Source organism: Methylomonas sp. EFPC1, from assembly GCF_016925515.1.
Taxonomy (GTDB): Bacteria; Pseudomonadota; Gammaproteobacteria; order Methylococcales; family Methylomonadaceae; genus Methylomonas; species Methylomonas defluvii.
Genome location: NZ_CP070494.1, coordinates 1816572 through 1843448 on the forward strand (window position 1 = coordinate 1816572; position 26877 = coordinate 1843448).

Here is a 26877-nt window from a genome sequence, read left to right on the forward strand (position 1 = left end):
TTAGCCTGACCTGGGTCAATGATTGTTATTGTTAGCCGTCCTTGGGTTCGAGAAATAGCATAAGGTCAAAGCCAAATTGTTGTTTCAGTTTTTTTAATGCTTCATTTTGAATTTGCCTGACTCTCTCCCGAGTAACATGCAGCTGATCCGCTACTGCCTGCAAGGTCATTTCCGTGTGATCGCGCAGACCGAAACGCATGGTTAATATCGCCGCCTGTTTTTCCGGTAGCGAAGCAACTGCTTTGTCGACATATTGAGCCAGATCCTGATCAATTAGTTCATCGAGTGGCAGACTGAATTGATGCTGCTGCATTTTTGCCATCAATTCCAGGTTATCGTCATCATCTCCTATAGACGCATCCAAAGAATGCGTGGCCTGATAGTAGCTGCTGATGGTTTTAATCTCTTGCTCGGATAAATCGCAAGCCAGTTTTAATTCGGCGATGCTTGGCCAGCGCTCATATCTAAGGTAGCAACTGCGCATGGCTTCGAATACGGTGGCGGCTTTTTCGGCCAAAGCCACCGGCAAACGCACAATTTTTTCTTGTTTGACGATCAGGCGGGATATGGCCTGTCTGATCCAATAAATGGCGTAAGTGGAAAAGCAGATGCCGCGATCCGGGTCGAATCTGTCTACTGCTTTAATTAGCCCGACCAGACCTTCCTGCATCAAATCTTCAAAGCTCAAGTTACTGGTTTTGTACTTGTGCGCCACGAACGCCACCAATCCGGTGTTGGCGGATATCATTTCCTGGCGCAAGCTTCTTAATTCCCGTTTGGCTTTGCCCAAGCGTTTTTTGAAATCTGCGCCGTCTTCTGTGTCCGTGGTCAATATGCCCTCTGCTTGCGCCGCACTGTCCAACAAAAATACCGGTAACAAGTGCAGGCTGTACAACAAGCGATTGACTGAACGGGCGATCAGGGATTGTTGTGCAAACTCCGAACCCATAAGTTGTACAACATTCTCGGCTTGTACAACTTTGCCCTGTCCGGTATTCTCACCTTCAAGGCCTGAGTTGTTCCTGTACACCGACTGGCTATTGACCAGTAATTGCAACAGCCTTCTATAGTCGTCTGAGTTCTTAGCGACAATCAAGTCCGAGCTGTCCACTCCGGAGTTGAGGTCGTTCAAGAACCTGTTAATTATCAATATGTTGGTTTGCTTGTTTTCCAGTAGCAACCCTAACAAAGTCTGCCTGGCCTGTTCAACTTGAACGGCAAGTGAGTTGGGTTGGGATTCTGTTATCGAATCCATCTCGCTATCGATTGGCAATGCGGCTAAGTTGGACATAATCAATTCACTTGGTTATTTAAGTTGTTGGCAAATAACTTACTAGAATGTAGAATGTTTGTCAAAGTATTTTCTATACAAAAGTTGAACAATGTACTCAATTAAAGCGATTACCTCCTTAACCGGATTAACAGCGGAAACACTAAGAGCCTGGGAACGTCGCTACGCCTGCATCATGCCGGCGCGGAACAGCACCGGGCGGCGTTTCTATTCGCAACAGGATTTGGAAAAATTGACGCTATTGGTCAATCTGACCCGAAAGGGCCATCCCATCGGCAAGCTGGCGACCCTGGACAACCAGCAACTACAAGACTTCCAGAAGCAAGTCAGCGTACAACCGGCGAAAGAACAGTCGCCTTTGTTAGCGCAGATCATCGACTCGTTGAAACAATATAGAATCGAACGCTGCGAACAGTTGTTGAAGAAGGCTCTGATTGCCGCCGAGCCCTTGGACTACGCCAGAGACATTTTGTTGCCTGCCTTGCAAACAGTGGGCGAACTTTGGCATGACGGAAAGTTGAACATCGCCCAGGAACACATGTTTTCCAGCTGTATTAAGCGGATTGTGTTGAGCATGGTGAACAATTTGCACCACCACTCGAAAAACAATCCGGGCATGCTGTTCGCCACGCCGAGCGGCGATCCGCACGAGTTTGGCATATTGGTGAGCTGCCTAATTGCCGCTAACCAGGGATATAACTGCTACTACTTGGGTGCCGATCTGCCAGCCAAAGATATTATCGAGGCTTGTCAGCATTTGAAGCCGGACGTCATAGTCATGGGCTTGGTCAAGACGCCGCCGGAGCAAGTGACCCTTGACGAATTACAGCTGATCATAGATTCGGTCAGCAGTGAGCCCACCCAAGTATGGTTGGGCGGCAGCGGCGCTTATTTTTATTACACGCAATTGCAAAATGATTTAAGCCACTGCGAGTTGATTACCGATATTGATCATTTCAACGCCAAGGCCCAGCAACAGCAGTTGTCCAACTGAATGATAGGTTAAACTCAGGCAGCGGACCCGCGAGGCTGCTTACCGAGCTTGGCTTGGGCCTTAATCTCTGAGTCCTTCGGCTGCGCTCAGGAGAGCCTTGTCGAAAGATATGCCAGATCAGGCGTCGACAGACTCAGCCCCAATGGTGTACCCGTGTTAAACAAGGCCGAATTAATAGCTGAAGGACTTTGCGCTTCCGGCAGATGCCGGAATGACAAATTTTCACCTGTCCTCCATAATCAAGCCACGGTAAGTTTGCCCAAATTTCCTGTCAGTTGCTTTTGCCAATTCAAATCATGAACGAGATTACTTACGACATCGATAGTTTACTGATCGCCTGTGTGTTGCTGGTATCCATGGCGCTCACTATCGAACTGGGTTATCGCTTGGGTTTAAAAATTAACCCTAAGGTGGATGATAATTTCAAAGCCCATGTCAATTCGATCTCCGGGTCTTTACTCGGCATTCTGGCATTGCTGCTGGGGTTTACCTTCTCCTTGTCCTTACAGCGCTACGATAGTCGCAGCGAGGCGGTGGTCGACGAAGCCAATGCTATCGGCACTGCTTATTTGCGCGCGCAATTATTGCCGAAGCCGGTCAGTGCAGAAGTCAGCAGCTTAATACGCAACTACCTGGATTTGCGGGTAAGAACCGGTACTGTTGATCTCACTCAGCGTGGGCAGAGGGAAGCGCTGATCGCGGAGGCCGGACGCATGCAAACGAAGCTTTGGGATTACGCCCGGCAAGTGAATGAACAGGCACCCAGTCCGGTTACCACCGGTTTGTTTATCCCCGCCTTGAACGATTTGATCGATAATTTTGGCAAACGCGATGCCGAGGTGAAGCGGCATGTACCCGAGTTGGTGCTGGGTTTGTTGTACATCACCTTTGTCATGAGCGGGGCGCTGGTGGGTTATACCAATGGTCTGGCCGGACATCGCACATCGTTCGTCACTTACATCATGGTCTGGCTGATTGTGGTCATGGTGTTCATTATTCTGGATTTGGACCGGCCGTATCGGGGCGTAATCCGGGTGAGTCAGCAGAGCATGATCGATTTACAGACTGCTATTCGCGATGATGGCGGTGCCGAGAGCCGGCGTTAGCAGTTTTTAACAGCAGGATACTTTCCAGGTTTCCCGGTCCATCAGTATGGTCGCGTCGCCGGCAATCGTTTTTAACCACAAAGACTTGCACGTCTGGTTGCCCTGGGCCAATAAGGCCGCATCCGCATAGCGCGCTAATCTTGAGTTTTTGTCCACGAACTCTGCAAATAAAGCGCCTCAACCTTTTGCCTCGCCCACGGCGTTTTACGCAAAAACTTCAGACTGGAACTAATACTGGGGTCTTTGGCAAAGCAGTTGATGTCGATGCGGCTGGCCAATTCCGCCCAGCCATATTTTTCTACCAAACGGGTCAGTAGTGTTTCCAGCGTGATGCCATGCAACGGATCTTGCTTGCCGGGTTTAGTCATCGGCAGCTTCGCCAGTGTTGGTTTCGGCCTTCTTCACGCGAATCCGGTTGCCGTCCATTTCCAGACCATTCAGGGTTTTGATGGCGGCCTTGGCTTCGCCGGCTTTGGGCATCTCTACAAAGCCAAAGCCTTTCGAGCTATGGGTGTCTTTATCCATCACCAGCGAACAGGACTGCACGCTGCCGTGTGCCGCGAACATGGCCCGTAATTCGGCTTCGGTGGTGGTGCGGGGAAGATTGCGTATCAGTAATTTCATGGGTTTACTTGTTTATGCTAAGGGCCCGCAACTATACAACTTATCGGATTAGGCTTTTTTGCTAAATACGCGCTGTGCGGCAATAGCTTGAGGTTTTGTCGCTTACGCGACAATCAATCGCTTAGTCAACGCGCGGCGATAGGGCCTATTTGTGCGCAAACCCGACAATTCGCCGAGTTTGGCGGGCTAAATGGTGGCCGATTAGCGTGGTGCGATTATTGCTGCAAAGTGGTTTTCCATTTCCGGATCTTTACTATGCGCTACGAACCCTACCAAGAAGAATATGATGCGGCTCAATCCATGAGCGATGAAGATCTGTTGGAATATTTTATGTATCGCATCGTCGAAATGGACGAAGTCTGGGGCTTGAAGGAAAGCCGGCAATGGATCTTGCGGGTGGTGGACGGTCACGAAACCTTGCCGGTCTGGCCCTACCGGCGTTACGCCGACGAGGCGGCGGTCGGCGAATGGGAAAACATGATAGGCGTGGCGGAAACGCTGGATTTTTTCATGTACCAAATCTTGAACAAGCTGACCGCACAGGGCGTATTAGTAGAAATCATGCCCCGAAAAGCGGCGGCCGGCTGTCTTATAAGTCCGCAACGCTTGTTTAGTTTTCTGGAAGGTATGCGCGATTCGCGCGACTTTGTGCTGGACGATTAACGCCGTAATCCAGAGCCTGACTGAGCTTGCGGCACGTGGGAGCACCGATATTGCGGCCGCGCTAATTAGTCACCAGCAAAACCCGCGTTGGCGTTCAGTAAAGTATCGATCCCTTTAAAAATGTTAGAGTAAACACCTGCTAATCGGTCTTTAGAGGTGTTATGCACTATTGGGATTTCTCCGGCGCTAGGTATTCGGCGGCTTGGCTATTGCTGGCTAGCTTGGTGTCCAGCGGGACCCAGGCCGATGTTTATCGTTTGTCGATCTCGGAAAAATCGATCAATCTGATTGGCGAAACCCAGCAGGCCGTGCTTGTGGACCAGGCTTTGCCGGCGCCTGCCTTGCATTGGCGGGAAGGCGAGGACGTGACCTTGCAAGTCACTAATCTACTCAAAGAATCCACTTCAATTCACTGGCACGGCATCATTCTGCCTTATCAAATGGACGGCGTGCCGAGCATCAGTTTCGACGGTATTGAGCCGGGCCAGACTTTTACCTATCAATTTAAAGTCAAGCAAAGCGGCACCTACTGGTATCACGGCCATTCCGGGATGCAGGAACAACAGGGCTTGTTTGGAGCGCTGATCATAGCCCCGCAACAGGAACAGCAAACGGTAGATCGCGATTATGTGGTCATGCTGTCCGATTGGCCGCGTGCCGATCCGCAGCGGACTATGGCCCGCTTAAAAAAACAAAGTGACTATTACAATTTTCAGCAGCGCACAGTGGGCGATTTCTTCGTCGATATTCAGCGCTTGGGTTTTTGGGAGACCGTTAGTGATCGGCTGGCCTGGGGTGAAATGCGTATGGAGCCTACCGATCTGGCCGACGTGACCGGCGCCAACTACCGGTTTTTGATCAACGGCCAAACCGCCGAAGTGAAACCGCACTATCTGTTCAAGCCGGGCGAAACAGTGCGTTTGCGCTTTATCAACGCTTCGGCAATGACGCATTTTGATGTGCGTCTGCCGGGTCTGAAAATGACGGTGATTGCCGCCGACGGGCAACCCGTCGAGCCGGTTGATGTGGAGGAGTTTCGGATAGCGGTCGCGGAAACCTACGATGTGTTGGTGGAGCCGCAAACCGAACAGGCTTACAGTATTTTTGCCGAAGCGATGGATCGCAGTGGTTATGCCAGCGCGACGTTCTCGCCGCGCGCAGATATGCTCGCCGATCCGCCCAACATGCGCCCCATGACTTTGTTGACCTTGGCGGATATGGGAGGCGAGCATGCCGGCCACTCTGCTCATCAAGCGCCAGTTGAACCAGCGGTCGCTGCGGAAGTTGAACACTCGCACGCAGAACACTCCCTTGCACCAGATTCCACCATGATGGAACACAGCAGCCATCAGAACGCCATTGCCGAGACCCTGCCGAATCCCCATGCTGGCCGCACAATGCCAGTGGCAGAAGCCAGCGAAACCGCCAAACCGTTGAGCTATAGTCAGTTGATCGCCGTGCAACCCAACCATGCGCTAATGGGGCCGCCGGATCGGGAAATCAAACTCAGGCTAACCGGCAATATGCAGCGCTATATCTGGTCGTTCGACGACACTAAATTTGCCGATGCGGAGCCGATTCGGGTCAAATTCGGCGAGCGGATTCGCTTTACCTATGTCAACGAAACCATGATGAACCATCCCATCCATATCCACGGCCTGTGGCAGTACCTGGACAATGGCAATGGCATGTACAACCCGAAAAAACATGTGATCAACGTCAAGCCCGGCCAGACCGTCAGCGTCGATGTGCCGGCCGACGCGGAAGGCGAGTGGGCCTTTCACTGTCATCTGCTGTATCACATGGATACCGGCATGTTTCGTAAATTGATCGTGGAAAGGGCTGAGCATGAACATCGTTAAAGCCCTGTTCAGTGCTCGCAATTTGTGGGTTTGCTTGGGCTTATTCTGTTCCGTTGCTACTGCGCACGATAGCTCGATGATTTTTAATCATTTCAAGGCCGACAGATTGGAATACGAAGGTAATCAAGACTTGCATCTGTTCAAATGGGACGTGCAAAACTGGACCGGCACCGACGAAAATAAACTGTGGTTGAAATCAGAAGGCGATTATTCCGCCGATCAAAATATCTTCGGCCGCGCCGACTTGCAAGTGCTGTATAGCCGAAATATCGACACGTTTTGGGACTTTCAAATCGGTGCGCGGCGGGCGATAGAACCGGAACGTACTTTCGATGCGGTGATCGGCTTTCAAGGGCTGGCGCCGTATTTTATTGAAGTGGACAGTGCGATGTTCATTAACGAGAAAGGCAACGTGCTGGGGCGATTGACGCTGGGTTACGAAATGCTCTTGACCCAACGCCTGATTCTGCAACCGCGGGTGGAAGTGAATGTCGCTGCAGAAGATATAAAAAATCGCGGCGTCAAGGCCGGCATTACCGAGTTTGAAGCCGGCTTTCGCTTGCGTTACGAGATCGCACGCGAATTTGCGCCTTATGTGGGTATGGACTATGTCGAGGAAGAATCACTCCGCGAGCACCAACACAGTTTGCGCGGTGTCGTCGGGGTGCGAGTGTGGTATTGAGGCGTTGCGGACCTGCATACATTCGGAAAATAATACCCAATTTCCAAGCTAATAGGGATAGCTAAAATGTCGGCATTGCCAGGAGAAATTTTGAAACAATCTTTTTACGATTTAAATTATGCTGATTTAGAAGCCGTTATAAAGCAGAATGATTTAAATCAATCGGTAGCAGGTATTCTATTTAATTGGCATTATAAGAAAAAAGAAAGCATGCAATGCCGAGATAATATTTCAAAATCCTCATTGGCTTTTTTTGAAAAACATTTCGATTTTTCCTTGCCGGAAATAGATACCGTGCAAGAGTCGTCAAAAGATCGAACAGTAAAATTTCTGTTTAAGCTCAAAGACAATCATAAAGTCGAAACTGTCCTTATTCCGTTTAACAACAAATATTCTATTTGTCTGTCATCGCAGGTTGGCTGCGCCATGAATTGCTCTTTTTGTTTTACCGGAGAACAAGGACTTAAACGGAATTTGACTACCAGTGAAATGGTTGGGCAATTTCTGCAGGCTTGGCGTTGGTTGGCAAGCAACAGGCCAGGAGAAGAGCGGATTTTAAATATTGTTTTCATGGGGCAAGGCGAACCTTTACATAACTTTGACGCCGTTAAAAAAGCCTGTGAAATTTTTTTATCGCAACGTGGTACGTCAATTGGTGTACAAAAAATTACGGTTTCAACGGCAGGTTATATTCCCGGACTGAAAAGATGGCTCCAGGAAGTGCCCGGCGTGAACTTGGCCTTATCGCTGCATTCACCGTTCACTGAAAAAAGGAATGAACTTATTCCGATTAATAAAAAATATCCGCTCGCTGAGGTATTAACCTATATTGACGCCATACCTTTGCAAAAGAAACAATTTATTACTTATGAGCATATTCTGATAAAAGGTTTAAACGATACTGCGGATGATGCTAAAAAATTGGGCGCGTTACTGCAAGGCAAAAGGGCTTATATAAACTTAATTCCATTTAATGCTTTCCCTGGCTCACGTTACGAGAGTCCTGATCTGATTGAAGTCGAAAATTTTAAGGCAATTTTAGATACCTTTAGAATCCCGACCTTAATAAGAGGCACTAAAGGTGATGATGTATTAGCGGCATGCGGACAACTTAATTCTAAAAATTAAAAAACTCCTCCCTTCAATATTCCGGCAGGATAGCAATATGACAGCTGTACGGACCAGCCACACACATCCGCTGCAGATCGCAGAACTGCGTGCGAGTCCTTCGTATGGACGGATCGGCATTACTTTCTGCCCCGGCAAGCACGACCACTTTGCTTACACGGGCGCCTGGGAGCGCGACCTCGGTATCGATTTGGATGCCATCGCTGCCTGGGGGGCAAAACTGGTGTTGACACTCGTCGAACCCGCAGAGCTTAAAGCCCTCAAGGTGCCGCAGCTCGGGCATGAAATCCGCCGACGCGGCATCGAATGGCGACATTTGCCGATTGCCGATTTTTCCGTGCCTACTCTGGCTTTCGAACAGCAGTGGGTCACACAAGGCCATGAGATCCGTGTGATGTTGCGTAGCGGCCAAGATGTGCTGGTACATTGCAAAGGCGGCTTGGGTCGGGCGGGCATGATCGCGGCGCGGCTGTTGGTGGAACTGGGCATGGATGCCGAAGAAGCGATCAATGCCGTTCGGCACGTGCGTAAGGGAGCCATTGAAACACCGGCGCAGCTGGCGCTGGTGCGTCGCACTAAACCCATCTCTTAAGCCGGTGCATAACGATGTGTGCCGATACTCCGACTATTGATACCACCACCCTGCAACGGATAGGCGGGCAATTGGGTAGCAATCCAGCAGGCATTTTTCAGGACGGTAACGGTCGACGCTACTACGTGAAAACACTGGAATCTGCGGCGCATGCGCGCAATGAGCTGATCGCAGCCGAGCTCTATCAACTGGCTGGAGCGCCCACTTTGACCTATGTGAGAACAATTGCGGCGGACCAGGTGGCGACAGAATGGGTCGAACTCACCAAAAAATGCATCGCTCATCTGAATGACAGCGAATGCAAACAGGCTCGGTACTGGTTCGGTGTGCACGCCTGGACCGCCAACTGGGACGCTGCCGGCTACAATGGCGATAACCAAGGTGTTGCCGGTGGCAAAGTGCTGACATTGGATGTGGGCGGCGCACTGGCCTTTCGGGCTCAGGGCGATCCGAAGGGCAAAGCATTCGGTACCCGCGTCGACGAACTGGAGCTGTTGCGCCGCGATACCGATAACCCGCACGCCGTCAAACTCTTTGCCGAGATGAGTGCCGACGACATCAAACAGGCCATAAACGTGGTGTTACGGATTCCGGACGAGAAAATCCGCCAAGTCATTCTTGACAGCGGCGGTACCCTGGCCTTGGCTGACAAAATGATTGCACGCAAAGCCAATATGGCAGGGCGCTAGTCTGTTTGTGCGGCAGCGCTAATGGATTGGTTACGAGCGGCAAAAACCCGCCGGTCGCGGTCAACATCCAATTTCATTAGCTAAGACAACTATACCCACGTTATCAAATTAACTGCAGTCACTGGGGATTTTGTGCCAGCAAATCCCCGGCAATATCGCCCAACTTCTTCAACGCTTTTTCTACCCTGTCGTTCCAAGGCACGGCGCAACTCAAGCGAATGAAATTGCCGTATTTCTTTTGCGTGGCCGAGAATAAGGGGCCGGGAGCGATGATGATATTTTCCTGGCTGGCCCGGCGGTGCAGTGCCATGGCATCGACGCTGGCCGGCAGTTCCACCCACAAGGCAAAGCCGCCTTCGGGCTGTGTTACTCGCGTGCCTTCCGGGAATAACAGGCTGACCGCGTTCACCGCCAACGCCACGTTGCGGGAATAGTCCTGACGCACATGCCGCAGGTAGCGGTCGTAACCGCCTTGCTCCAACATCTGCGCAACGATCAGCTGATTCAGGGTCGGCACGGCTTGATGTTTCATGTATTTCAGGTTTTCCACCCGTGCCATGTATCGGCCCGGCACCAGCCAGCCCACCCGCAAGCCTGGCGACAGGGTCTTGGCGAAGGAGTTGCAATACAACACCTGGCCGTTTCGGCTCCAGGCTTTGCAGACCGAAGGCCGCCGCAAGCCAAAGCCCAGGTCGCCGTAGACGTCATCCTCGACCAGAGGAATCTGATGTCGTTCCAGCAAGGCCACCAAGGCTTGCTTGCGCTCGTCGCTCATGCACGAACCCAGAGGATTGTTGTAATTGGAGACAAGCAAACAGGCTTTGATCGGCCATTGCTCGATGGCCATTTGCAGCGCATCCAACGACAAGCCGTCGCGCGGATGCGTAGGGATTTCCAGCGCTTCCATGCCGCAGGATTCGATGACTTGCAATAAGCCGTAAAAGGTGGGTGATTCGATGGCGATCAAGTCGCCGGGTTCGCAAATAGCCATTAACGCCAATCTGACCGCTTCGCGCGCGCCGTGGGTCACCACAATATCGTCCGGACTGTCGGCGCATTGCAGTTCCACCATGCGCTTGGCGATTTGCCGGCGTAGTTCCTGACTACCCAGTAATTCGTCGGCGTCGAAACAGCGTTTGCCAAAGCTGCGCGCCACCTTACCGGTCGCTTGTTGCAGCGCATGCGTGGGCAGGAAATCGGCATGCGGCACCGACGAACCCAGGTTGATCTGATATGGGTCCTTGGCGGCGCGGAGGATTTGTCGGGTCAGCGATTGACCGGTGACCTTGGCGGGCGTGACCGGCGCATCGGAAATGTCCGGCTCCACAATCGCCTGTCGGCGAAAGCCGCTGACATAGTAACCGGAACGCAGGCGCGCCTGAATCCTGCCGCTGTCTTCCAGCAGGCGATAGGCTTCCAGTGCGGTTGAGATGCTGACATGCAATTGCTGACTCAACTTCCTGACGCCGGGCAGTTTTTCGCCCGGCTTGTAAACACCCTGTTCGATATGCGCAATCACTGTATCCGCGACGGTTTCGTACAAGTGTTTCATGTTTTTATCCGGGTTAAGCCATGCATTTGCACTGAGCATCCACTCGTTTTAGTTCGATCAATAAGCCGCATTATAAAGCCAACCCTGCGCTTGCCTTGCCGCACTGACGGCCAATGATTAAAGCTCAGCCACTGTCTTAACCGCCGATTTACGCTGAATCACATCCGCCAAATACTCGGCATCGTCGGCAATCCCCAGGAACCGTCCGGAACCCCAAGTATGCAACCAGGGCAAACCGATAAAATACAGACCGTCCACGTTGCTAACGCCGCGATCGTATTGCGGGAAGCCGCGGCCATCGAATGCCGGCAGTTCTATCCAACGGTAGTTCGGTCTAAAACCAATGGCCCAGATGATGCTGGTGATATTTTCGGCATCGGCGTCGATGCGGGTAGGATCGAACTCGGGTTCCCAGACTTTGCGGAACGGCGGTTCTACCGGAGCATCGATATTATTCTCGGCGATGTAACGGTCGATGTCATTGCGGATGTTGACGTAGATGTCGTCGGCATCGTCCAGGTTTTTGGTCAAATCCGGTAAAAACTCCAATAGGTTGCCGTCGATATTGGCCATGCTGCCGTAAAGTTTCACGCCTTCCAAGGCAAATTGGCGCAAATCAATTTCGTGACCACCGCTACGCCCGGTCAGATAGTGATTGGTTTTATGTTTGGCCTCGTCACCCATGGGATGGCGGTCTATGGTCAATTGGTAAAAGCCCAGGTCAAACAACCATTCCGTGGTCTCGCGGCCGCGATACATACGCGGCGAACGCGGGGCGCTACCGACGGCAAGATGTACCTTGCGGCCGGCCAGATGCAAGTCTTCCATTAACTGCACGCCAGATTGGCCGCTGCCGACCACCAGCACTTCACCGTCGGGCAATTGCTCTGGGTTACGGTAATTGACGGAATGAATCTGGGTGATATGTTTGGGCAAACTGTGGGCATAGTCTGGCACGATGGGGATGTCGTAGCCGCCGGTTGCGACCACGACATGGTCGGCCGAAAACTCGCCGGCCGAGGTGCTGACATATAATTGGCCTTGCTCACCCCGCCATACTCGATTTACCGCTACACCTTCCATGATGGGCGGATTCACTTTTTTGGCAAAAGCTTCAACATAAGCGACGATTTCATCTTTCAGCATAAAGCCTTGCGGATCGTCGCCCTGATAGGGAAAGTCCGGCAGTTGGCATTGCCAGTTTGGCGTAACCAAACAAAAGCTGTCCCAGCGGTCGTTGCGCCAAGAATGGCCGATGCGGTGTTTTTCGAAGATGATGTGGTTGATGCCTTGCTTTTGCAGCTGGTAACTAACCGACAAACCGGCTTGGCCGCCGCCGACGATAATCGTGTCATAGTGCAGGCGGGTGTTTTCTGATTTTTCTTTCATGGCGTCCTCGTCTATTTGAGTGGGGTGTGTTGGCTTATTCGATGAACTCGATCACGCTTACTTGGGGATTGTCGCTATCCAAAAATTGGCTGGCCTTGGCTTCGATTTCCGCCAGTTGGCTCATTGCGCTGGAACAGGTGTAGCCATATTTTTGCCGTACTCTTTCGCTGGCTATTTCCAACGCTTCGCGGCTGTACTCGACGAATGCCGGCAAGGGATAACTTTGTCCGGGTTGGAAATAATCCTTAATCACCAATGATGGCGAATAACACAGGCTTTCGGTTTGGTCCGGCCAGCGGACGCGGAAGCGCATTTCAGGCATGTTGAGTTCCTTTGGCAATGAGTGAACGGTAAATGTCAAGATGGGTATTGGCCGACTGCGCCCAGGAAAATGCCTCACTTAAACGCCTAGCAATAGTGGGTAGGCTATCCGTGGGGAAATCATCGACGGCCATCAGCATCGCGTTTGCGATCGCTGTGCTGTCTTCCGGGTCGGTCCATACGCAGTCCTGATCTCGCAAATAATCGGTAAACGGCGGCCGCAGCGAAACGATGGTCGGCGTGCCGGAGATAATGGCCTCCAGCACCACCAGGCCAAAGCCTTCAGTCAATGATGGAAACACCAGTGAGTCAGCCAGACGAAACAAACTCGGCATGTCGGCATCGGGCAATGGGCCGGTGATGATCAATGGTTGGCCGTGCCCCTCCTGAATACCGCTCTCGGAAACAGCGTCATTGAATCGCTGGCGATACTCATCATGATTCAACAAGCTGGCGCCGCCGACGATGATCAACTGGGCATTGGGGCGCTGCTGCAAAACCTCACGGAATGCCGCAAAGATACGCAAGGTGTTTTTACGCGCCTCGATGCCGCCGACCGCCAGAAAGATCGGCCCGCCCCGCGACAAACCCAGCGATTGGCGCAGGGTTTCATCATGGGCTTGCGGCCCGGGCGAATAGCGCCGGGTATCGACGCCGTTATTGACTGGGGTGGCGGCAATCCGATGCTGCTTTTGCAACTTGTCCTGCCAATCTCGGCTGACACATAAGACTTGTTGTGCCGCCACAAACGAGCGATTTTGCCAATTCGCCAATGAAGCGTCGTCGAAACTATCCAGATGATGCACGGTGCGGATAAAGCCATTGATGATGCCACGTTCGCTAAGTTCGGCCATCGCGCAACCGCTGATGGCATCCTGGGCGTGGTAAATATCAAATCTGTCGGTAGCGGGTTGGCTGAAGTAATCGATATACGCCTGAATACGCTGGCCCACAGTGGCGACCAGATCGCCGCTCAATCCGGCTAGCGGTATAAGGGGTGTCTGGCAGCGTACGGCGCGAAAGAATTTTTTGCCGGGTTCCGCAGCGGCGATCAAGGTCACATCGTGTCCCAGATCCTGCAAGGCCTCCGCCAATTGCATCGCATGCACCACGCCGCCGCGCGGGTTGACGGAATGGGTCAGCATGGCAATTCGTAGTCGTTGCATGGCTAATCCTGGCGGCTTGGGCCGCAGCCGATTAGGGCTTCGTTGTTTAAATCCCAGAGCAATTGCTCCTCGCCGCCTTCTTTGAGTCTAAGTTGGCCGCTGTCGTCAGTCTTGCCGATGGCCGCGCACGAGATGCCGCGCTGCTCAAACAGTTCGATCACGGCTTCGCTATTCATCGCATCCACGCTCAGCACGAAGCCGTAGCTGGGAAAGCAGCGCAACCATCTTGCCAAATCGATGTCGGCTGGACGCGGTATGGCCTCAATGTCGATTACGCCGCCCAAACCGGAACATTCCAGCAGCATCAACAAGGTGCCGATTACCCCGGCATTGCTGATGTCCTTGGCGGCAGCGCACAAGCCGGTTTCGGCCAGTGTCGGCAGGATTTCCAAATCTTGGCGTAGACGTTCCGGTGGCGCGCCGGTGCTGGCATCCCACCACAAATAGGGTTCGCGAAAATGACCGCGTAAATCGATGGCTGCCAGTAGTTGTTGTCCCGGTTTGGCTGAGAAACTGCTGAGCAGTTTCTTGGCACGGCCCATAATCGCCACCGATAATTGCGGGCGGTCGTTGCGCAGATTGCTGTGGCCGCCAACCACCGGTACGCCGTAGACTTGCGAGGCGGTCGCCAGGCCTTCCAGTATCGGCTTGGCTTGGCCAGCGCCGTCGCTCCAGATCGCATCGACCACCGCGATCGGCCGCCCGCCCATCGCGTAAATGTCGCTAACGTTGACCATCACGCCGCAATAGCCGGCAAACCAGGGTTGGCTGGCGACGAAGTCGTTCAAATACCCTTCGCTTGCCAGTAGCAGGAAGCCGTCGCCGTCGGGGATGGCCGCGCAGTCATCGCCTACGGGTACATCGTTCCCACGCTCCGCGTGGGAATACAAGCTGAACCGCTCCGCGGTTCGGGACGCTGGAGCGTCCGGGGCTGGGTTCCCACGGAGACCGTGGGAACCATAGAGTCTTCCCACCACCTCGGCGATGTCGCGCTTATGCGCCAGCCCCAAGCCTTGTTGGATGCTCTTGGTCAATTCAGTCAATGAACTCATGCCGCGATCCGACTGGTCGTTACAAAACCGATAGCGCCGTCTGCATAAGGTGGATACCAAGCCAGGTCTGCTTGCATCAGATAATGCGGCCGCCCGTGCACCTCGATTTCCTGCAAGGTTTTCCAGTGCAGTCGGAGGAACAGCAATTGGTTGCGGCTTTGCACCTGCGCCAGAAAGCGTGTGCAACCCTGGGCGTGGGCGCTGGTGACCGCCAGTTTGATTAAAGCCGCGCCGAGACTGCCTTGTTTGCGGTAGTCCTGATCCACCGCCAATCTCGAGCCCCACCACACGCCGGGTTGCTCCTGATGAATACGCACGGTGCCAACGACTCGGTCCGGCAACCCGGCGACGCAGGCGATGGCGACGATAGGGGTGGCGATGTAGTCGATGTCGTCCAGATCGTCGCCGGCAAAAATACCTTGTTCCTCGCAGAACACGGCCTGGCGCAGCGCCCGCATTTGCTTGCGTTCCCAATCCTCGGTGACAAATTTGATCAGGTAGGTGTTGGCAAAAAACGGTTTAAAGTTATCGCTCCACATCTCACACCTCATAACTGGCCAGTGCCGAGCAGGCAGCGCATTTGGCGCAACCGGCTTTCATATGTTGGGATAGCAGATTTGCCCGCTTCAGCATCGCGCCCAACGGCGGCAGGATTTTTGCCATAAAGGCCGGCGTCGGTGCCGGATGGTTTTGCAAGGGTGTGCCGCTGATCGGCACGAACGGCACCACGAAGGGGTAAACGCCTTTGGCGATCAAATGCTCGGAGACCGACAGAATCGCTTCCGGCGTGTCGCCCAGGCCCGCAAGGATGTAGGTGCTGACCTGGCCGCGGCCGAATACTTTCACAGCCGCGTCGAAGGCCTCCATGTAACGCTCCAATGCTACGCCGGCTTTGCCGGGCATGATGCGGGCGCGCACTTCCGGCATGACCGCTTCCAGATGCATGCCCAAACTGTCTATGCCGGCGGCCTTCATACGCTCGAACCAGATGTCGTGATCCGGCGGCTCGCATTGGCCTTGAATCGGCAGATCGACTGCCGCTTTAATGGCTGCGGCGCTTTCGCACAGCAAAGCAGCGCCTCTGTCGGTGAGATTCGGCGTACCGGTGGTCATGACCATGTGTTTGACCTGATCCAGTTCCACTGCGGCTTTCGCCACCTCGGCCAGTTGTGCAGGCGTTTTCCGCAAGATGGTTTTGCCCGCCGCCAGAGACTGACCGATGGCGCAGAACTGGCAGGAAGTTTTGCGGTTGCCGTAGCGAATACAAGATTGCAGTAGCGTGGTCGCTAACACATCCGCCGAATGCAGTGTGGCGATCTGCGAATAGGGAATGCCGTCGGTAGTCTGCAAATCATAAAAACGTGGCTGGCGCGGGAATTGAACGTGGCTGACCACAGCGCCGTCTCGGCGAATCTCGCTGATACCGTTGACATCGGGCCGACTGGCGACGAACGGCGACTCGCAAGCCGAGACCGTGGCAATCGGTATCATCACAGTTCGGCCCGACAAGTTAACGGCTTTGTGGTCAGAAGGGCCGGCACCGCCACGCCGTCCTGTGATGCCGACTTCGCTGCCTTCCAGGCGTAAGCCTAAGGATTGCAGATCGGCGATCAGCTCTGCCACGCCGGCTTTAGTTTGTGCTGATAGCATCATCGCGGTCGCTCTCTTGGATGGGGTGAGATGAAACGGCTGGCAGGTCGCTGAACATCGGTACCGCCGGCCTGTCGGCTATGCGCAAACTAAGTAGTTCCGGCCGGGCGTAATGGCCGACCGAATCCATCATCCGTTTACGTTTGGTGACTAAATTCATATCCAGATCGGCGATCAGTATGCCTTCGCCTTCCCGCAACGGTTCGACCACATGCTGGCCTTCGGGGGAAATAATCGCCGTGCAACAACCGCCGCGCAGGGCTTTTTGCAGGGTTGGCTCGGTAGTGACCGCGTCGATCTGCTCATCGTTGAGCCAGCCGGTGGCGTTGATGACAAAGCAACCGGATTCCAGCGCATGGTGGCGAATCGTTACTTCAATTTGCTCGGCAAAAATGGGCCCGACCAGGGAGCCGGGAAACTGGCTGCAATGGATTTGTTCGTGCTGAGCCATCAAGGCGTAGCGGGCCAGCGGGTTGTAATGTTCCCAACAGGCCAGCGCACCGATGCGGCCGATGCCGGTTTCCACAACTTTTAATCCCGAGGCATCGCCCTGACCCCAGATCATGCGCTCGTGGTAGGTCGGCGTGATCTTGCGGCGTTTCAATGCCAGACGGCCGGTTTCGTCGAAAATCAGTTGGGTGTTATAGAGACTGCCGTGGTTGCGCTCGTTGACCCCCAATACCACCACGATGCCGTGCGCCTTGGCTTGCGCCGCGACCGCGTCGGTAATCGGTCCCGGTACCGTCGGCGCGTAATCGTATAGTTTCAGATGTTCACGGCCCTGGGCGACCGGTGGCAACACGAAGGAAAAGTAGGGGTAATAAGGCACGAAGGTTTCCGGAAACACCACGATTTGCGCGCCTTTCGCGGCGGCGTCGCTGATGGCCTGGCAAACCTTGTCGCCGGTGGCGGTGGCGGATTCTAACACCGGCGCAATCTGTACCGCCGCCGCTCTGACGATGTTGGGATTGGTCACTTTTTTCTCCTGTGGATGATCAACAAGCTCAAAACGTAGGTTGGGCTGAATGCAATGAAGCCCAACAATTTGATTTTGTTGGGTTACGCTACGCTAACCCAACCTACATTTTGGTTTTTACGACGCCCTCTCGATGAAGGGTTCGGCGTTACGGTTTACAAAGTCCAGGTATCGAGAATGAAGGCGTTGTCGCGCTGGTGCAGCAACACGATGTCTAACACGTCTAATGGGCTGATAGGGCGAATGCCCGGCAGTAAACTGGGCTCGCCATGGCCGTACAAGGCTTGCAGTGCAAAGCGGCAGGCATAGACTTTGCCACCTTCCTCTATGAATTTAGCGATTTGATTGGCGTAGTTTTGGTGACCGGGAAAAGACTCGTCGCCCAAACGTGGAAAGCCACGCTGCAGACCTAAGGTGACACCCGGACCATACAGCAGAATGGAGGTTTCGAAGCCTTTACGTTGCAAACGGGTGGCCTGCAGCAGATTGACGAAACCTATAGATCCTTCGAAGGCGACGGTATGGAATTTGACCAAGGCTTTCTGGCCGGGCTCGGCTTTGACGTCTTCAAATACTTTTTCTTCGAAATCGACAAAACAATCGCCTTTTTGATGGGCCGGTGCGGTGACTGCGGGCATGAAGTTCTCCTGGATGTTAGTAAAAAATGCCCTGCATCGGCGGGATGGATGCAGGGAAGTATTTCTGGCCGCCAGCGTTGCCTGGTCGACGGTGAATACTTTACTAAGCTAGGAAAAAGCCAAACAGATTCAGTTTATTGCCTAATTTTTAAGTACAGATTTAGTGAAATGAAATCTGTATGGCTTGAAAAAGCGCATAACTGTTATGGTGGCATTTCGCCAAATCATTCAATTTGCGAGCGAGCCAATCAACTCAGATCATATTTTTAGATCACTAACACCGGATCAGGCTGTCTATATGGGAAATGCCGCCAGGGGCAGCGGCGCGAAGCCTGTCACTTTGCTGTTCTGCGCAAATATCAGTTAGCTGCCGGCTGAAGCGCCGGATTGCCGGTTCTCTGCGCGGTAAACTCAACAGGCACATGTGCCGAATAGCCGCCTTCGGTTTGCATCACAAATTTAATTTCATCGCCGGCTATTTTGCCTTGATACCGATGGATAGCCTGTTGTGTGGGGCCTGATCCCAGTGATTCCGGGGTTTTGGTAATAAAACGCAAGGTACCTCCGGCGATCTCGCCTTCCAAAATGCCGTTTGGGCTGCCGGTAAATGTAGCGCTGCCATATAGCTGCGTATCGCTGCCGGCGAAATCGAATCGCTCTTGATAATTAGCGTTCGGCCAGTCATAGCTGACTTGGGCTTGCCATAATCCGTTGATTGCCGGCCGCTGTTCTGCGCCGCTTAACAGATCTATTAGATTCCGGGTGGCGTTGGTAAACGTCGAAAGGCCAATAACCAGCGTGCTGACTGCAATCAACAATGACAGCAGCGGGTTGTTTCTAATCCGGGTATTGATTCTGTCCAAGCGGGTTCTTGAGTCGTTCATGGTTTTAGTATCCGTAGCATTTTGGCGTTTCGGTAGAAGGGGACTACCCGGCGAGGTTAAACGTGCCGACAGAATAAGCGTTTTGGCTGACGTTTTCTAACGGTTATCGATTAAGCCGATCAGGCTTGGGGAGCGCTGATAAGGGATGGGTGGCTCCCGCCTGCTTGGAAGCGTCGGTGTTCGTGGATTGGCTTAATGAATAGCCAGCTTGCGCTTCGCACGCCGCCAGCCGATGACGATGCCGCTTGCGCTAATCAACAAGCCGCCGGTGCTGAATACTATCAACACAATATCCCAGACCGGCCGATTGTTCAGTAAAGGCAGCCAGTCCCAACTGTGTAAAAAGGCAAATAGCCAGCGGCTGACGCGCCTACCGGCATCGAGTTTGCTGAAGTGACCGGTGTAGGGGTCGAGATGCAGCCAGGTGCTGTCGGCGTCGGCAAATTCCAAACGCAGGATAGGCAAACGTTTGTCGATGTGCCCGGTCATGGTATGCGCGGCACGGCTGTAGTAGTAAAAGTCGTATTCGTTTAACACGCTTTGCCTGGCAATTTTATTCGGAGCCATGAGCCGTTCGGCTGCCGTTTGCAGGGCCGGCCACTCGAATTTCTCGAAAACCCGGCTATCAGTCTGCGCCGTCTGGATACGGCTGCGGCCCTGACCATCAAAAGCAATGTAAAAACCTTGGCCGTTCAGTACAAGCCATTCGATTTCCCGCGGCTGAAACCCGGTATTTTGAAAACGCGCCAAGGCTTCCGCTGCGGACAAGGGGAAATACTGCGGCGAAATGTCTCCGCCCATGTAGGTCTGGAGCTTGGGTTTGGCGGCCGTGGAGTCGAATATTTTCCACGGATTCATCGAAAATAAGCCGCTGAGTATCCAAGTGAAGGCGATTACGCCAAAACCCAATCCCAGCAGGTGATGCCACCGCATCCAGGCCTCGCGGTATGGGGTTTTTGTGCCATGTTTGTAACGGCCCTGAAAACGCCAGCGCAGTATGCCGACGATTAGGCCAAGCAAACTTAATACCGAACCGGCCAGCGCGGTGTAAATGACAATGTCCGCCGCGTAACGATCCAAAGCACCGCCGCGAAACGGATATAGCCAATGAATCCAAGCCCCCAGCCAGTTCCAGGTGCGTTCGTGGCGATTGGCATCGCGTACCACTTCGCCGGTAGTGTTGGAAATATAAAGCAGCGTGGCTTGCTCGTCGGCCATTTGCACGCGGTGCAGCGGCCGATGTTCGTCCAGCGCTTTGGAATGCGTCCAGGCGTCTTCGTCGATGCGATCCAGATAATAGCCGTCAGCCGTCGCCAGAAAGCTGCCGGCTGACGCTAAGGCCTGGGCCGGCGTCACCTGATCGACACGGTTCCCGGTTTCGGCATCCACGGCGATTTGGGTTTTGCCGTAAGCAAATACATAACGCGGCGCGCCGGCCACGCTGGTCAAGCGCACGCTATCGGGGCTTTTGACTTGGCCGCCGGCTGCCATGGCTTGCGCCAGGCTGACCCGGCAATGCTCAGTAGCCAACTCAGATAAGCCGGCCAGCTTTTCCTGCGGCGTCAGTTTGGGGTAGCCGACATACATCATCACGACGCCGGATACGAACCACATGGCCATGAAACAGCACAAGGCTATACCCAGCCAACGGTGAACCAGATATAGATTGCGCTTTAGCCCGTTGAGCATTAAAAGTCTACTTTCAATTCCATCATGAAGGTACGCGGTGCGGCGACGAAAAATAACGGGGCGTTACCGCCGCTACCCCATTCGACGTATTGCTCGTCGGACAGGTTTTTAACCCGCGCGGTGACAGTGGCTTTTGGATTAAATTTCCAGGACAGTTGGGTATCGAATACCGCATAAGCCGGGGTTTTGATCAAGTTGGCGGTATCGACGAAACGGTCGCCGACGTAGCGCGAGCCGAAATTCCATTGCCAATCGGCATCGAAATCCCAGGTCAGCCAGGCATTAGCCACCCATTTGGCGACATTGGCCGGCCGATTGCCTTTTCTTGACACCGTGCTGGTGCCGACGGTTTCCAGGAATTTGTCGTACTGGGCATCGACGTAGGCCATGTTGCCTTGCACGCTCCATTCGTCGGTGAGTTGTACCCCGATATTGGCCTCTACACCGCCAGAGGACTGTGCGCCTATTGGTAACTGCCGATTTCGGTCCGTCGGATCGGTTATCGATAGATTTTTCCGTTCGATGTAATAGCCTGCCAGTGTCGCCGAGCCTTTGCCGTCCCAAAAGTCGAATTTGGTGCCTACTTCTGCTTGTCGACCGGTAGTGAGATCGAAGTCTTGCAGCGCGGCGAAGGTGCCGGTGGTCAAAATGCCGGACGGCGGATCGGCTGCGGTGCTGTATTGTGCGTAGACGTTAAAGGTGGAGGTGATGTCGTACATCAACGCTGCCCGCCAAGTCACAGCCGTCCAGCGGCGGCCAAAAGCGGCGGGGCTGGTGGCGGTCGGAGGCACAAAGGAAGTACGTAAATTTTTCGCATCCAGACGAATATCGTCTACCCGCACGCCCGTGATCAAGTTTAAATCGGGCACCAGAGTCAGGCGGTTTTCGGCATAACCGGCGACGGTATACAGTTCGTTGCGGGCGTTGGATATTGGCCCGGTGGCCAGAGGGTTGTCGTAGTAGGTGCCGGTGCTGAAATTGTATGGGTTAACGATACTGACGGTGCCTGTCGAGCTTTCCATGCTGGGTGCGCGGGTTTGCTTGTTGTAGGCAATGTCGACCCCGGCCGAAATTTTCGAAGGCAGGCTGAACCAATTACTGCTATGCACGATTTCGAATCGGTTGCCGACCAAAGCCTGATCGTGATTTACCGCAAACGATTTATTGCGGGTAATCAGCGTATTCGTGCTGTTCCAGTCGTAACCTTCTACGTTTAAATACTGGCGATCCGCTTTGTAATAGTAAAAGGTGTTTTTGAATTGGGTGTTATCGGACAGTTGATAGTCGACAATGTCGCGTAACCAAAACACCTGCTGATCAAATACCGAACCACTGGCGTTATAGTTTTTAAAGCGGGTGCCGGGGTCTATTTGGCCTTCGGTGGGCCCTAAACCGGCGGTACCCCAGGGGACTATTCTACCGTTGACAACCGGATTCAGCACCGGCGTGCCCCAGTAAGAATCGCGGTCTTCCATCTGATGCTCGAAGGCGATGGTGTGCGACAGTTTGGACGTAATGTCGCTTAACAAGGAAAACGACATCACGCCGGAATCGGCTTCCGTGTGGTCGATATAGCCTTCGGAACCCAAATAGCTGATGTCGGCTTGCAGCCAATTATCGGTATTACCCAGTTGGCCGTTGAAACCGTAGGAAGCTCGGCGGTTTAAGTATTCACCCAGCGAAACTAAGCCGTGATGTTCATCCGGGCCTCGATGCGCAATTTTGCTGACATAGTTGACCGAGCCGCCTACTGCGCCTTGGCCGTATAAAAATGTGGACGGTCCACCCAAGACTTCGACGCGATCAGTTAGCCAACTGTCGATGGGGCGGGCGGCCACGACATCATATTGCACGGTAATGCCGTTGAACAGCTGCGTGATTTGCGAACCGGTGAAACCCCGCATCGACACTGAGCCGGCTGAGCCGGGTTGCGACGATACGAGTATGCCAGGGGCTCTTTCCAAGGCTTCCTGCGTAGTCTGCGCGCCGCGCTTTTCGAAAGTCGCCCGGTCAATAATCGTGATCGAAGCCGGCGTTTCGCGAGGTGTCAGGCCCAGGCGGCTGCCGGTAGCGGCTTCGGTATCCAGTTGCGGTTTTTGGTTGGGTGGATTAAAGGGAGCCGTTCCAGCTACGGTGACTGTATCCAGCGTAGTGGCGGTGTCGCCGGTTTGGCTTTGGCTAGCGGTTCTGGCCGTTTTGGGTTTGCTGGTTGTCTCGCTGGTTTTTAGATCCTCGGTCGGCGATGACTCGGCAGCGTGAGCGATGCCGTGCAGCGAAAACAGCAAGGCGGCGACGCCTGCTATTTGGCCGGTTTGGGCAACTGGAAAATCCTGTAACTTGGTTTTTTTCATTGTTTTTATCAGGTATTTAGAAGTTAGAAGGCTTTTGGGTGGCAGCAATTAGTGTGCCGGGAACGGAAGTGCCAACAGGGCGGGTGTTGCAGGGCATAAGGGCTGACTTTTTTAATTAATCTATGTTAGATAAATGGACAGTTTCGCGGTATATGGCTTGTTTCGCCGGCTTGGTACTGATTTAGGTCCGCGGATATTGGACTTAAAGCCTGCCGGCCGGCAATGCTAAAATGCCGCATGGGCCGGCGCTGCGGTAAAACGCCACTATCGAAAATTTAGTTAAACAATGGATCAAGTATGTCGGGATTTTTTTCCAAACAACATAGCGTCGCGCAGCCCGGCTATAGCCGTTGGTTAGTGCCGCCGGCCGCTTTATCGGTGCATCTGTGCATCGGCCAAGCCTATGCGTTCAGTGTATTCAACGATCCATTGACTCGGGTAATAGGCATCGGTACCTCCGCGCCGGAGGATTGGAAGCTGACGACGCTGGGCTGGATCTTCAGTCTGGCGATTGTGTTTTTAGGGTTGTCGGCGGCGTTCGGCGGCAAATGGCTGGAAAAAGTCGGGCCACGCCTGACGATGTTCGTCGCAGCTTGCTGTTTTGGTGGCGGCTTTTTGATCTCGGCCTTGGGCGTACACCTGCACGAAATTTGGCTGATTTACCTGGGTTACGGCGTGATTGGCGGTATTGGTTTGGGTTTGGGCTATGTGTCGCCGGTATCGACGTTGATCAAATGGTTTCCGGATCGGCGCGGTATGGCGACAGGTATGGCTATCATGGGTTTCGGCGGCGGGGCGATGATAGGCGCACCCTTATCGGTGTTGCTGATGGACCAGTTCAAATCGGCCGAATCGGTTGGCGTAGTGCAAACATTTTTGGTGATGGGCGGCCTGTATTTTTGTTCGATGCTGATAGGCGCATTGACCATCCGCATCCCGCCGCCTGATTGGCAGCCCGCGGGATGGACGCCGCCGCTGGTGCAAAACAAAATGATCACCGATAAGCACGTGCATATCGACCAAGCTTTAAAAACCCCGCAATTTTATTTGCTGTGGCTGGTGTTGTGTCTGAATGTGACGGCCGGCATTGGTGTGCTGGGGCAAGCTTCGGTGATGATACAGGAGATGTTTAAAGGCTCGGTAACGCCGGCTTCGGCGGCCGGTTTCGTCGGTTTGCTGAGTTTGTTCAATATGGGCGGGCGGTTTTTCTGGTCGTCGGCGTCGGATTATCTCGGGCGTAAAAACACCTATTTTATTTTTTTCGCGGTCGGAGCTGGCTTGTATTCCACGATACCTACCATGGGTATGAGCGGCAATATGGCGCTGTTCGTGTTGTTGTATGCTTTGATCATGAGTATGTACGGCGGCGGTTTTTCCACAATTCCGGCTTATTTAGCGGATATTTTCGGCACCCGTTTTGTCGGCGGTATCCATGGCCGATTGTTGACCGCCTGGTCAACCGCCGGTGTGTTGGGGCCGGTATTGGTGAATTACATCCGCGAATATCAAATAGGCCAGGGCGTGGCTAAGGCCGATGCCTACAACGTCACCATGTACATTATGGCCGGACTATTGGTGGTGGGTTTTATCGCCAATCTATCGATCCGCCCGGTGCATGAGAAACATCATATGAAACACGGCGATTTCGACGAGCTGGACGGTATTTATCCGGCTGACGAAGCCGAACATTAAGTAAGGCAGGGCACTTTTTATGAATAACTCCGAATCGGGCAAATCTTCCAGCCCCTGGCTGTTGGCGGTATTCTGGCTTTATGTACTGATCCCGCTCAGTTGGGGTGTGTGGTCAACGTTGAAAAAGGCCTTGGCTTTGTTCAGCTGAGGTTTAATCGGGCTGTTTGGCGATAAATTCGTAGGCGCCCACATCAAGCGGTCCTTGTTGGCGGCGTTTTTCGCTGCCGCGCGGATGGCGATAGACAAATTGGGGATTAAGCAGCATCCCGTTGGCGGCGAGTCCGGGGGAGATGCCCTGATCGATTGCCGGCGCATTAGGTTTCAGGCGGTAATCGTAACTTGCCGGATCAAGTAACACGTTGGCCTTAGCCTTGAGGTCGTGGTTTTCCTGGTTGGGGCCAATCATGGCGGTGGCTTCGCCTATCAACAGATTGTTGATTAACATCGCAGTGGCAATACTGTGATTATGCAGAAACGAGCCGCCGGGGTAATCGTTGACGAAGGTGTTGTTGACCAGATAAAGCTGTTGATTCGGCTGAGTTTGGTTGTGTTCGGCGGCAAACGCCAGCATCGCGGCATTTTCGGTGTTGGCGCTTTGATGAAACAGATTGCCAATCAAGTAGCCGCCGCCATCCGGTAAGTCCACCAGATAACTGGAGCCGTTACGCTCGTCGGTGATGCGATTGTAAAGAATATAGTTTTCCCTGGCGCGCGATTTGACGTTATGGCCGGTGCTGGCATCGTGGATATAAGAATTTTGCAGGGTAAAACGGCGGATATTGCCAATGTAGATGTTATGGCCGAGTTTACCGTGGCGCGGATAATCGACGGTGTTGTCGTTAAACTCCGAATTCTCGATCAGGATGTCGCTGTCAGGGTTAACGCCGGTCAAGATGCCCATCTGGTTGTGATGGAAATGGCAGTTTCTCAGCGTCAGATGAGTACCTTCGAAGCGGATGCCGGCACCGTTCAGCGCTGGCGCGCTGGCCCCGGAAAGTTCGATATTTTCAACGACCGTGTTGTTGCCTTTTAGTACCCAGATCGCTTTGCCTTCCGCGGCATTGCCAATCGCATCCAGGTGAGCGCCGCCTGCCATTCCGCGTATGGTTAAGCGCTGCTGCGGCCAACTGGCGACGTCGCCCTGATATAGCCCGGCGTCGATGCTGACGACATCGCCGTCTTTGGCCAGTCTTGCAGCCGCGCTAGGCAGTTTAAGCGCGCGCTGCGGGCCGACTTGCCATTCGGTGCCGTGCGCCGGGAAGGCCAGCAGCCAACTAACCACACTGATCAAACATCCCGACAATATCAAGCGATGCATCCCGACTCCTGGTGTGAGCGGCTGTAAAATTCACTAATCCCAAGCGCTATATTCTGTCTGATCGGCAGCGCCTTACAAAGGCGTCGGACTGAACTTGCAATATTTAAAGTAATACTTGGACCAGATAAGAGTATTATCCTGTCATCAGGCATATTTGCCAGACCTACGACTTGATTATAAGAATAGCGAGACGCTACTGGAGGAACTATGGCTTCACTTGATATGCAAGGGGCTTACGATTTGAGCAATGCCAAAATCAACGAGTTAATCACCGAAAGCGCTGAAGGTAATTATGCCTTGGGCATTATTAATCAAAAAACCAATAAGTTTGTCGTCAAATACGTCGGCCGTTCGGAAACCGACCTAAACGCCCGCTTGAAGCAGCATGTCGGCAGGTATCCCAAATTTAAGTTTAGCTATGCCGCATCGCCCAAGGCCGCGTTCGAAAAAGTCTGCCAAAACTATCATGATTTCGGCGGCTCGAAAAAACTGCTGAATCACGTGCATCCGACGCGGCCAGCGGATGTGGATTGGAAATGTCCATGCTGCAACGAATTCGATTGAATTT

At 53.4% G+C, this 26877-nt stretch carries 27 protein-coding genes; 11 read left to right on the forward strand and 16 right to left on the reverse strand.

Annotated elements, in window-relative coordinates:
• Positions 1 to 31: 31 nt before the first annotated feature.
• The gene (locus JWZ98_RS08485; RefSeq protein WP_205453958.1) at positions 32 to 1291 is read right to left on the reverse strand and encodes a sigma-70 family RNA polymerase sigma factor; all 1260 of its coding nucleotides are present in this window, start codon (positions 1289 to 1291) and stop codon (positions 32 to 34) included.
• A 91-nt stretch (positions 1292 to 1382) separates the two neighbouring features.
• Here JWZ98_RS08485 and JWZ98_RS08490 point away from each other — a divergent pair, with 91 nt between their 5' ends.
• Both JWZ98_RS08490 and JWZ98_RS08495 read left to right on the forward strand, forming a co-directional pair.
• Positions 1383 to 2285 (forward strand): MerR family transcriptional regulator, encoded by a 903-nt coding sequence (locus JWZ98_RS08490; RefSeq protein ID WP_101051880.1) that lies wholly within the window; start codon positions 1383 to 1385, stop codon positions 2283 to 2285.
• A 296-nt stretch (positions 2286 to 2581) separates the two neighbouring features.
• A complete protein-coding gene (locus JWZ98_RS08495) occupies positions 2582 to 3391 on the forward strand; it encodes a hypothetical protein (RefSeq protein WP_205453959.1) in 810 nt (269 codons plus the stop codon).
• Between the two features lie 134 nt (positions 3392 to 3525).
• Here JWZ98_RS08495 and JWZ98_RS08500 read toward each other — a convergent pair whose 3' ends face one another.
• Together JWZ98_RS08500 and JWZ98_RS08505 are read right to left on the reverse strand one after the other, a co-directional pair.
• Positions 3526 to 3759 (reverse strand): VF530 family protein, encoded by a 234-nt coding sequence (locus JWZ98_RS08500; RefSeq protein ID WP_205453960.1) that lies wholly within the window; start codon positions 3757 to 3759, stop codon positions 3526 to 3528.
• Positions 3752 to 4015 carry an RNA-binding protein gene (locus JWZ98_RS08505; protein ID WP_205453961.1) on the reverse strand — a complete coding sequence of 88 codons (264 nt, stop codon included), beginning with the start codon at positions 4013 to 4015 and terminating at the stop codon, positions 3752 to 3754. Before JWZ98_RS08505 ends, JWZ98_RS08500 begins: the two co-directional genes overlap by 8 nt.
• A gap of 255 nt (positions 4016 to 4270) precedes the next feature.
• On the opposite strand from JWZ98_RS08505, the gene JWZ98_RS08510 reads away from it, so the two are divergent.
• The 6 genes from JWZ98_RS08510 (at position 4271) to JWZ98_RS08535 (ending at position 9631) form a co-directional block, all read left to right on the forward strand.
• Positions 4271 to 4678, forward strand: a complete 408-nt coding sequence (locus JWZ98_RS08510; RefSeq protein ID WP_240348278.1) for a DUF2750 domain-containing protein — start codon at positions 4271 to 4273, stop codon at positions 4676 to 4678.
• Positions 4679 to 4839: 161 nt separating this feature from the next.
• Positions 4840 to 6540, forward strand: coding sequence for a copper resistance system multicopper oxidase (locus tag JWZ98_RS08515; RefSeq protein WP_205453962.1), 1701 nt, complete (start codon positions 4840 to 4842; stop codon positions 6538 to 6540).
• Positions 6527 to 7222 carry a copper resistance protein B gene (locus JWZ98_RS08520; RefSeq protein ID WP_240348279.1) on the forward strand — a complete coding sequence of 232 codons (696 nt, stop codon included), beginning with the start codon at positions 6527 to 6529 and terminating at the stop codon, positions 7220 to 7222. The genes JWZ98_RS08515 and JWZ98_RS08520 overlap by 14 nt, the downstream gene beginning before the upstream one ends.
• A gap of 66 nt (positions 7223 to 7288) precedes the next feature.
• Complete coding sequence (gene rlmN / locus JWZ98_RS08525) at positions 7289 to 8350, forward strand: 23S rRNA (adenine(2503)-C(2))-methyltransferase RlmN (RefSeq protein WP_240348280.1); 1062 nt, start codon at positions 7289 to 7291, stop codon at positions 8348 to 8350.
• Between the two features lie 37 nt (positions 8351 to 8387).
• Positions 8388 to 8942, forward strand: coding sequence for a cyclin-dependent kinase inhibitor 3 family protein (locus JWZ98_RS08530; protein WP_205453963.1), 555 nt, complete (start codon positions 8388 to 8390; stop codon positions 8940 to 8942).
• A gap of 14 nt (positions 8943 to 8956) precedes the next feature.
• Complete coding sequence (locus JWZ98_RS08535; RefSeq protein ID WP_205453964.1) at positions 8957 to 9631, forward strand: hypothetical protein; 675 nt, start codon at positions 8957 to 8959, stop codon at positions 9629 to 9631.
• A gap of 118 nt (positions 9632 to 9749) precedes the next feature.
• On the opposite strand, the gene JWZ98_RS08540 is transcribed toward JWZ98_RS08535, so the two are convergent.
• The 12 genes from JWZ98_RS08540 to JWZ98_RS08595 form a co-directional block, all read right to left on the reverse strand.
• Positions 9750 to 11183, reverse strand: a complete 1434-nt coding sequence (locus tag JWZ98_RS08540) for a PLP-dependent aminotransferase family protein (protein WP_205453965.1) — start codon at positions 11181 to 11183, stop codon at positions 9750 to 9752.
• Positions 11184 to 11300: 117 nt separating this feature from the next.
• Positions 11301 to 12572 (reverse strand): MSMEG_0569 family flavin-dependent oxidoreductase, encoded by a 1272-nt coding sequence (locus JWZ98_RS08545; RefSeq protein WP_205453966.1) that lies wholly within the window; start codon positions 12570 to 12572, stop codon positions 11301 to 11303.
• Between the two features lie 34 nt (positions 12573 to 12606).
• Positions 12607 to 12894: an MSMEG_0570 family nitrogen starvation response protein gene (locus JWZ98_RS08550; protein WP_205453967.1), complete on the reverse strand. Its 288-nt coding sequence runs from the start codon at positions 12892 to 12894 to the stop codon at positions 12607 to 12609.
• Positions 12887 to 14059, reverse strand: coding sequence for an MSMEG_0565 family glycosyltransferase (locus tag JWZ98_RS08555; protein WP_205453968.1), 1173 nt, complete (start codon positions 14057 to 14059; stop codon positions 12887 to 12889). Before JWZ98_RS08555 ends, JWZ98_RS08550 begins: the two co-directional genes overlap by 8 nt.
• 2 nt (positions 14060 to 14061) lie before the next feature.
• Entirely contained in the window at positions 14062 to 15111 is a 1050-nt protein-coding gene (locus tag JWZ98_RS08560) for a sll0787 family AIR synthase-like protein (RefSeq protein ID WP_205453969.1), read from the reverse strand.
• Entirely contained in the window at positions 15108 to 15650 is a 543-nt protein-coding gene (locus JWZ98_RS08565) for an MSMEG_0567/Sll0786 family nitrogen starvation N-acetyltransferase (RefSeq protein WP_205453970.1), read from the reverse strand. Before JWZ98_RS08565 ends, JWZ98_RS08560 begins: the two co-directional genes overlap by 4 nt.
• A 1-nt stretch (position 15651) precedes the next feature.
• Positions 15652 to 16764 carry an MSMEG_0568 family radical SAM protein gene (locus tag JWZ98_RS08570; protein WP_205453971.1) on the reverse strand — a complete coding sequence of 371 codons (1113 nt, stop codon included), beginning with the start codon at positions 16762 to 16764 and terminating at the stop codon, positions 15652 to 15654.
• Positions 16742 to 17737 carry a Nit6803 family nitrilase gene (locus JWZ98_RS08575; protein WP_205453972.1) on the reverse strand — a complete coding sequence of 332 codons (996 nt, stop codon included), beginning with the start codon at positions 17735 to 17737 and terminating at the stop codon, positions 16742 to 16744. Before JWZ98_RS08575 ends, JWZ98_RS08570 begins: the two co-directional genes overlap by 23 nt.
• A gap of 155 nt (positions 17738 to 17892) precedes the next feature.
• Positions 17893 to 18375 carry an MSMEG_0572/Sll0783 family nitrogen starvation response protein gene (locus JWZ98_RS08580; protein ID WP_205453973.1) on the reverse strand — a complete coding sequence of 161 codons (483 nt, stop codon included), beginning with the start codon at positions 18373 to 18375 and terminating at the stop codon, positions 17893 to 17895.
• Positions 18376 to 18734: 359 nt separating this feature from the next.
• Positions 18735 to 19259, reverse strand: a complete 525-nt coding sequence (locus JWZ98_RS08585) for a hypothetical protein (protein WP_205453974.1) — start codon at positions 19257 to 19259, stop codon at positions 18735 to 18737.
• Between the two features lie 192 nt (positions 19260 to 19451).
• On the reverse strand, positions 19452 to 20948 hold the full coding sequence (locus JWZ98_RS08590; protein WP_205453975.1) for a PepSY domain-containing protein: 1497 nt from the start codon (positions 20946 to 20948) through the stop codon (positions 19452 to 19454).
• Positions 20948 to 23299: a TonB-dependent receptor gene (locus JWZ98_RS08595; RefSeq protein WP_205453976.1), complete on the reverse strand. Its 2352-nt coding sequence runs from the start codon at positions 23297 to 23299 to the stop codon at positions 20948 to 20950. Before JWZ98_RS08595 ends, JWZ98_RS08590 begins: the two co-directional genes overlap by 1 nt.
• Before the next feature lie 297 nt (positions 23300 to 23596).
• On the opposite strand from JWZ98_RS08595, the gene JWZ98_RS08600 reads away from it, so the two are divergent.
• Complete coding sequence (locus tag JWZ98_RS08600; protein WP_033156678.1) at positions 23597 to 24991, forward strand: OFA family MFS transporter; 1395 nt, start codon at positions 23597 to 23599, stop codon at positions 24989 to 24991.
• 19 nt (positions 24992 to 25010) lie between these two features.
• Positions 25011 to 25139 carry a hypothetical protein gene (locus tag JWZ98_RS23380; RefSeq protein WP_256438971.1) on the forward strand — a complete coding sequence of 43 codons (129 nt, stop codon included), beginning with the start codon at positions 25011 to 25013 and terminating at the stop codon, positions 25137 to 25139.
• 3 nt (positions 25140 to 25142) lie between these two features.
• On the opposite strand, the gene JWZ98_RS08605 is transcribed toward JWZ98_RS23380, so the two are convergent.
• Positions 25143 to 26309: a right-handed parallel beta-helix repeat-containing protein gene (locus JWZ98_RS08605; protein WP_205453977.1), complete on the reverse strand. Its 1167-nt coding sequence runs from the start codon at positions 26307 to 26309 to the stop codon at positions 25143 to 25145.
• 207 nt (positions 26310 to 26516) lie between these two features.
• Here JWZ98_RS08605 and JWZ98_RS08610 point away from each other — a divergent pair, with 207 nt between their 5' ends.
• A complete protein-coding gene (locus JWZ98_RS08610; protein ID WP_101051892.1) occupies positions 26517 to 26873 on the forward strand; it encodes a hypothetical protein in 357 nt (118 codons plus the stop codon).
• Positions 26874 to 26877 lie beyond the last annotated feature (4 nt).

Coding starts and splice junctions, on each gene's coding strand:
- JWZ98_RS08565 (WP_205453970.1), bottom strand. CDS start 15,650: ATGTGGAGCGATAACTTTAAACCGTTTTTTGCCAACACCTACCTGATC.
- JWZ98_RS08610 (WP_101051892.1), top strand. CDS start 26,517: ATGGCTTCACTTGATATGCAAGGGGCTTACGATTTGAGCAATGCCAAA.
- JWZ98_RS08490 (WP_101051880.1), top strand. CDS start 1,383: ATGTACTCAATTAAAGCGATTACCTCCTTAACCGGATTAACAGCGGAA.
- JWZ98_RS08555 (WP_205453968.1), bottom strand. CDS start 14,059: ATGCAACGACTACGAATTGCCATGCTGACCCATTCCGTCAACCCGCGC.
- JWZ98_RS08530 (WP_205453963.1), top strand. CDS start 8,388: ATGACAGCTGTACGGACCAGCCACACACATCCGCTGCAGATCGCAGAA.
- JWZ98_RS08570 (WP_205453971.1), bottom strand. CDS start 16,764: ATGATGCTATCAGCACAAACTAAAGCCGGCGTGGCAGAGCTGATCGCC.
- JWZ98_RS08520 (WP_240348279.1), top strand. CDS start 6,527: ATGAACATCGTTAAAGCCCTGTTCAGTGCTCGCAATTTGTGGGTTTGC.
- JWZ98_RS08485 (WP_205453958.1), bottom strand. CDS start 1,291: ATGTCCAACTTAGCCGCATTGCCAATCGATAGCGAGATGGATTCGATA.
- JWZ98_RS08560 (WP_205453969.1), bottom strand. CDS start 15,111: ATGAGTTCATTGACTGAATTGACCAAGAGCATCCAACAAGGCTTGGGG.
- JWZ98_RS08545 (WP_205453966.1), bottom strand. CDS start 12,572: ATGAAAGAAAAATCAGAAAACACCCGCCTGCACTATGACACGATTATC.
- JWZ98_RS08590 (WP_205453975.1), bottom strand. CDS start 20,948: ATGCTCAACGGGCTAAAGCGCAATCTATATCTGGTTCACCGTTGGCTG.
- rlmN (WP_240348280.1), top strand. CDS start 7,289: ATGTCGGCATTGCCAGGAGAAATTTTGAAACAATCTTTTTACGATTTA.
- JWZ98_RS08605 (WP_205453977.1), bottom strand. CDS start 26,309: ATGCATCGCTTGATATTGTCGGGATGTTTGATCAGTGTGGTTAGTTGG.
- JWZ98_RS23380 (WP_256438971.1), top strand. CDS start 25,011: ATGAATAACTCCGAATCGGGCAAATCTTCCAGCCCCTGGCTGTTGGCG.
- JWZ98_RS08550 (WP_205453967.1), bottom strand. CDS start 12,894: ATGCCTGAAATGCGCTTCCGCGTCCGCTGGCCGGACCAAACCGAAAGC.
- JWZ98_RS08505 (WP_205453961.1), bottom strand. CDS start 4,015: ATGAAATTACTGATACGCAATCTTCCCCGCACCACCACCGAAGCCGAA.
- JWZ98_RS08540 (WP_205453965.1), bottom strand. CDS start 11,183: ATGAAACACTTGTACGAAACCGTCGCGGATACAGTGATTGCGCATATC.
- JWZ98_RS08495 (WP_205453959.1), top strand. CDS start 2,582: ATGAACGAGATTACTTACGACATCGATAGTTTACTGATCGCCTGTGTG.
- JWZ98_RS08535 (WP_205453964.1), top strand. CDS start 8,957: ATGTGTGCCGATACTCCGACTATTGATACCACCACCCTGCAACGGATA.
- JWZ98_RS08580 (WP_205453973.1), bottom strand. CDS start 18,375: ATGCCCGCAGTCACCGCACCGGCCCATCAAAAAGGCGATTGTTTTGTC.
- JWZ98_RS08595 (WP_205453976.1), bottom strand. CDS start 23,299: ATGAAAAAAACCAAGTTACAGGATTTTCCAGTTGCCCAAACCGGCCAA.
- JWZ98_RS08600 (WP_033156678.1), top strand. CDS start 23,597: ATGTCGGGATTTTTTTCCAAACAACATAGCGTCGCGCAGCCCGGCTAT.
- JWZ98_RS08510 (WP_240348278.1), top strand. CDS start 4,271: ATGCGCTACGAACCCTACCAAGAAGAATATGATGCGGCTCAATCCATG.
- JWZ98_RS08515 (WP_205453962.1), top strand. CDS start 4,840: ATGCACTATTGGGATTTCTCCGGCGCTAGGTATTCGGCGGCTTGGCTA.
- JWZ98_RS08585 (WP_205453974.1), bottom strand. CDS start 19,259: ATGAACGACTCAAGAACCCGCTTGGACAGAATCAATACCCGGATTAGA.
- JWZ98_RS08500 (WP_205453960.1), bottom strand. CDS start 3,759: ATGACTAAACCCGGCAAGCAAGATCCGTTGCATGGCATCACGCTGGAA.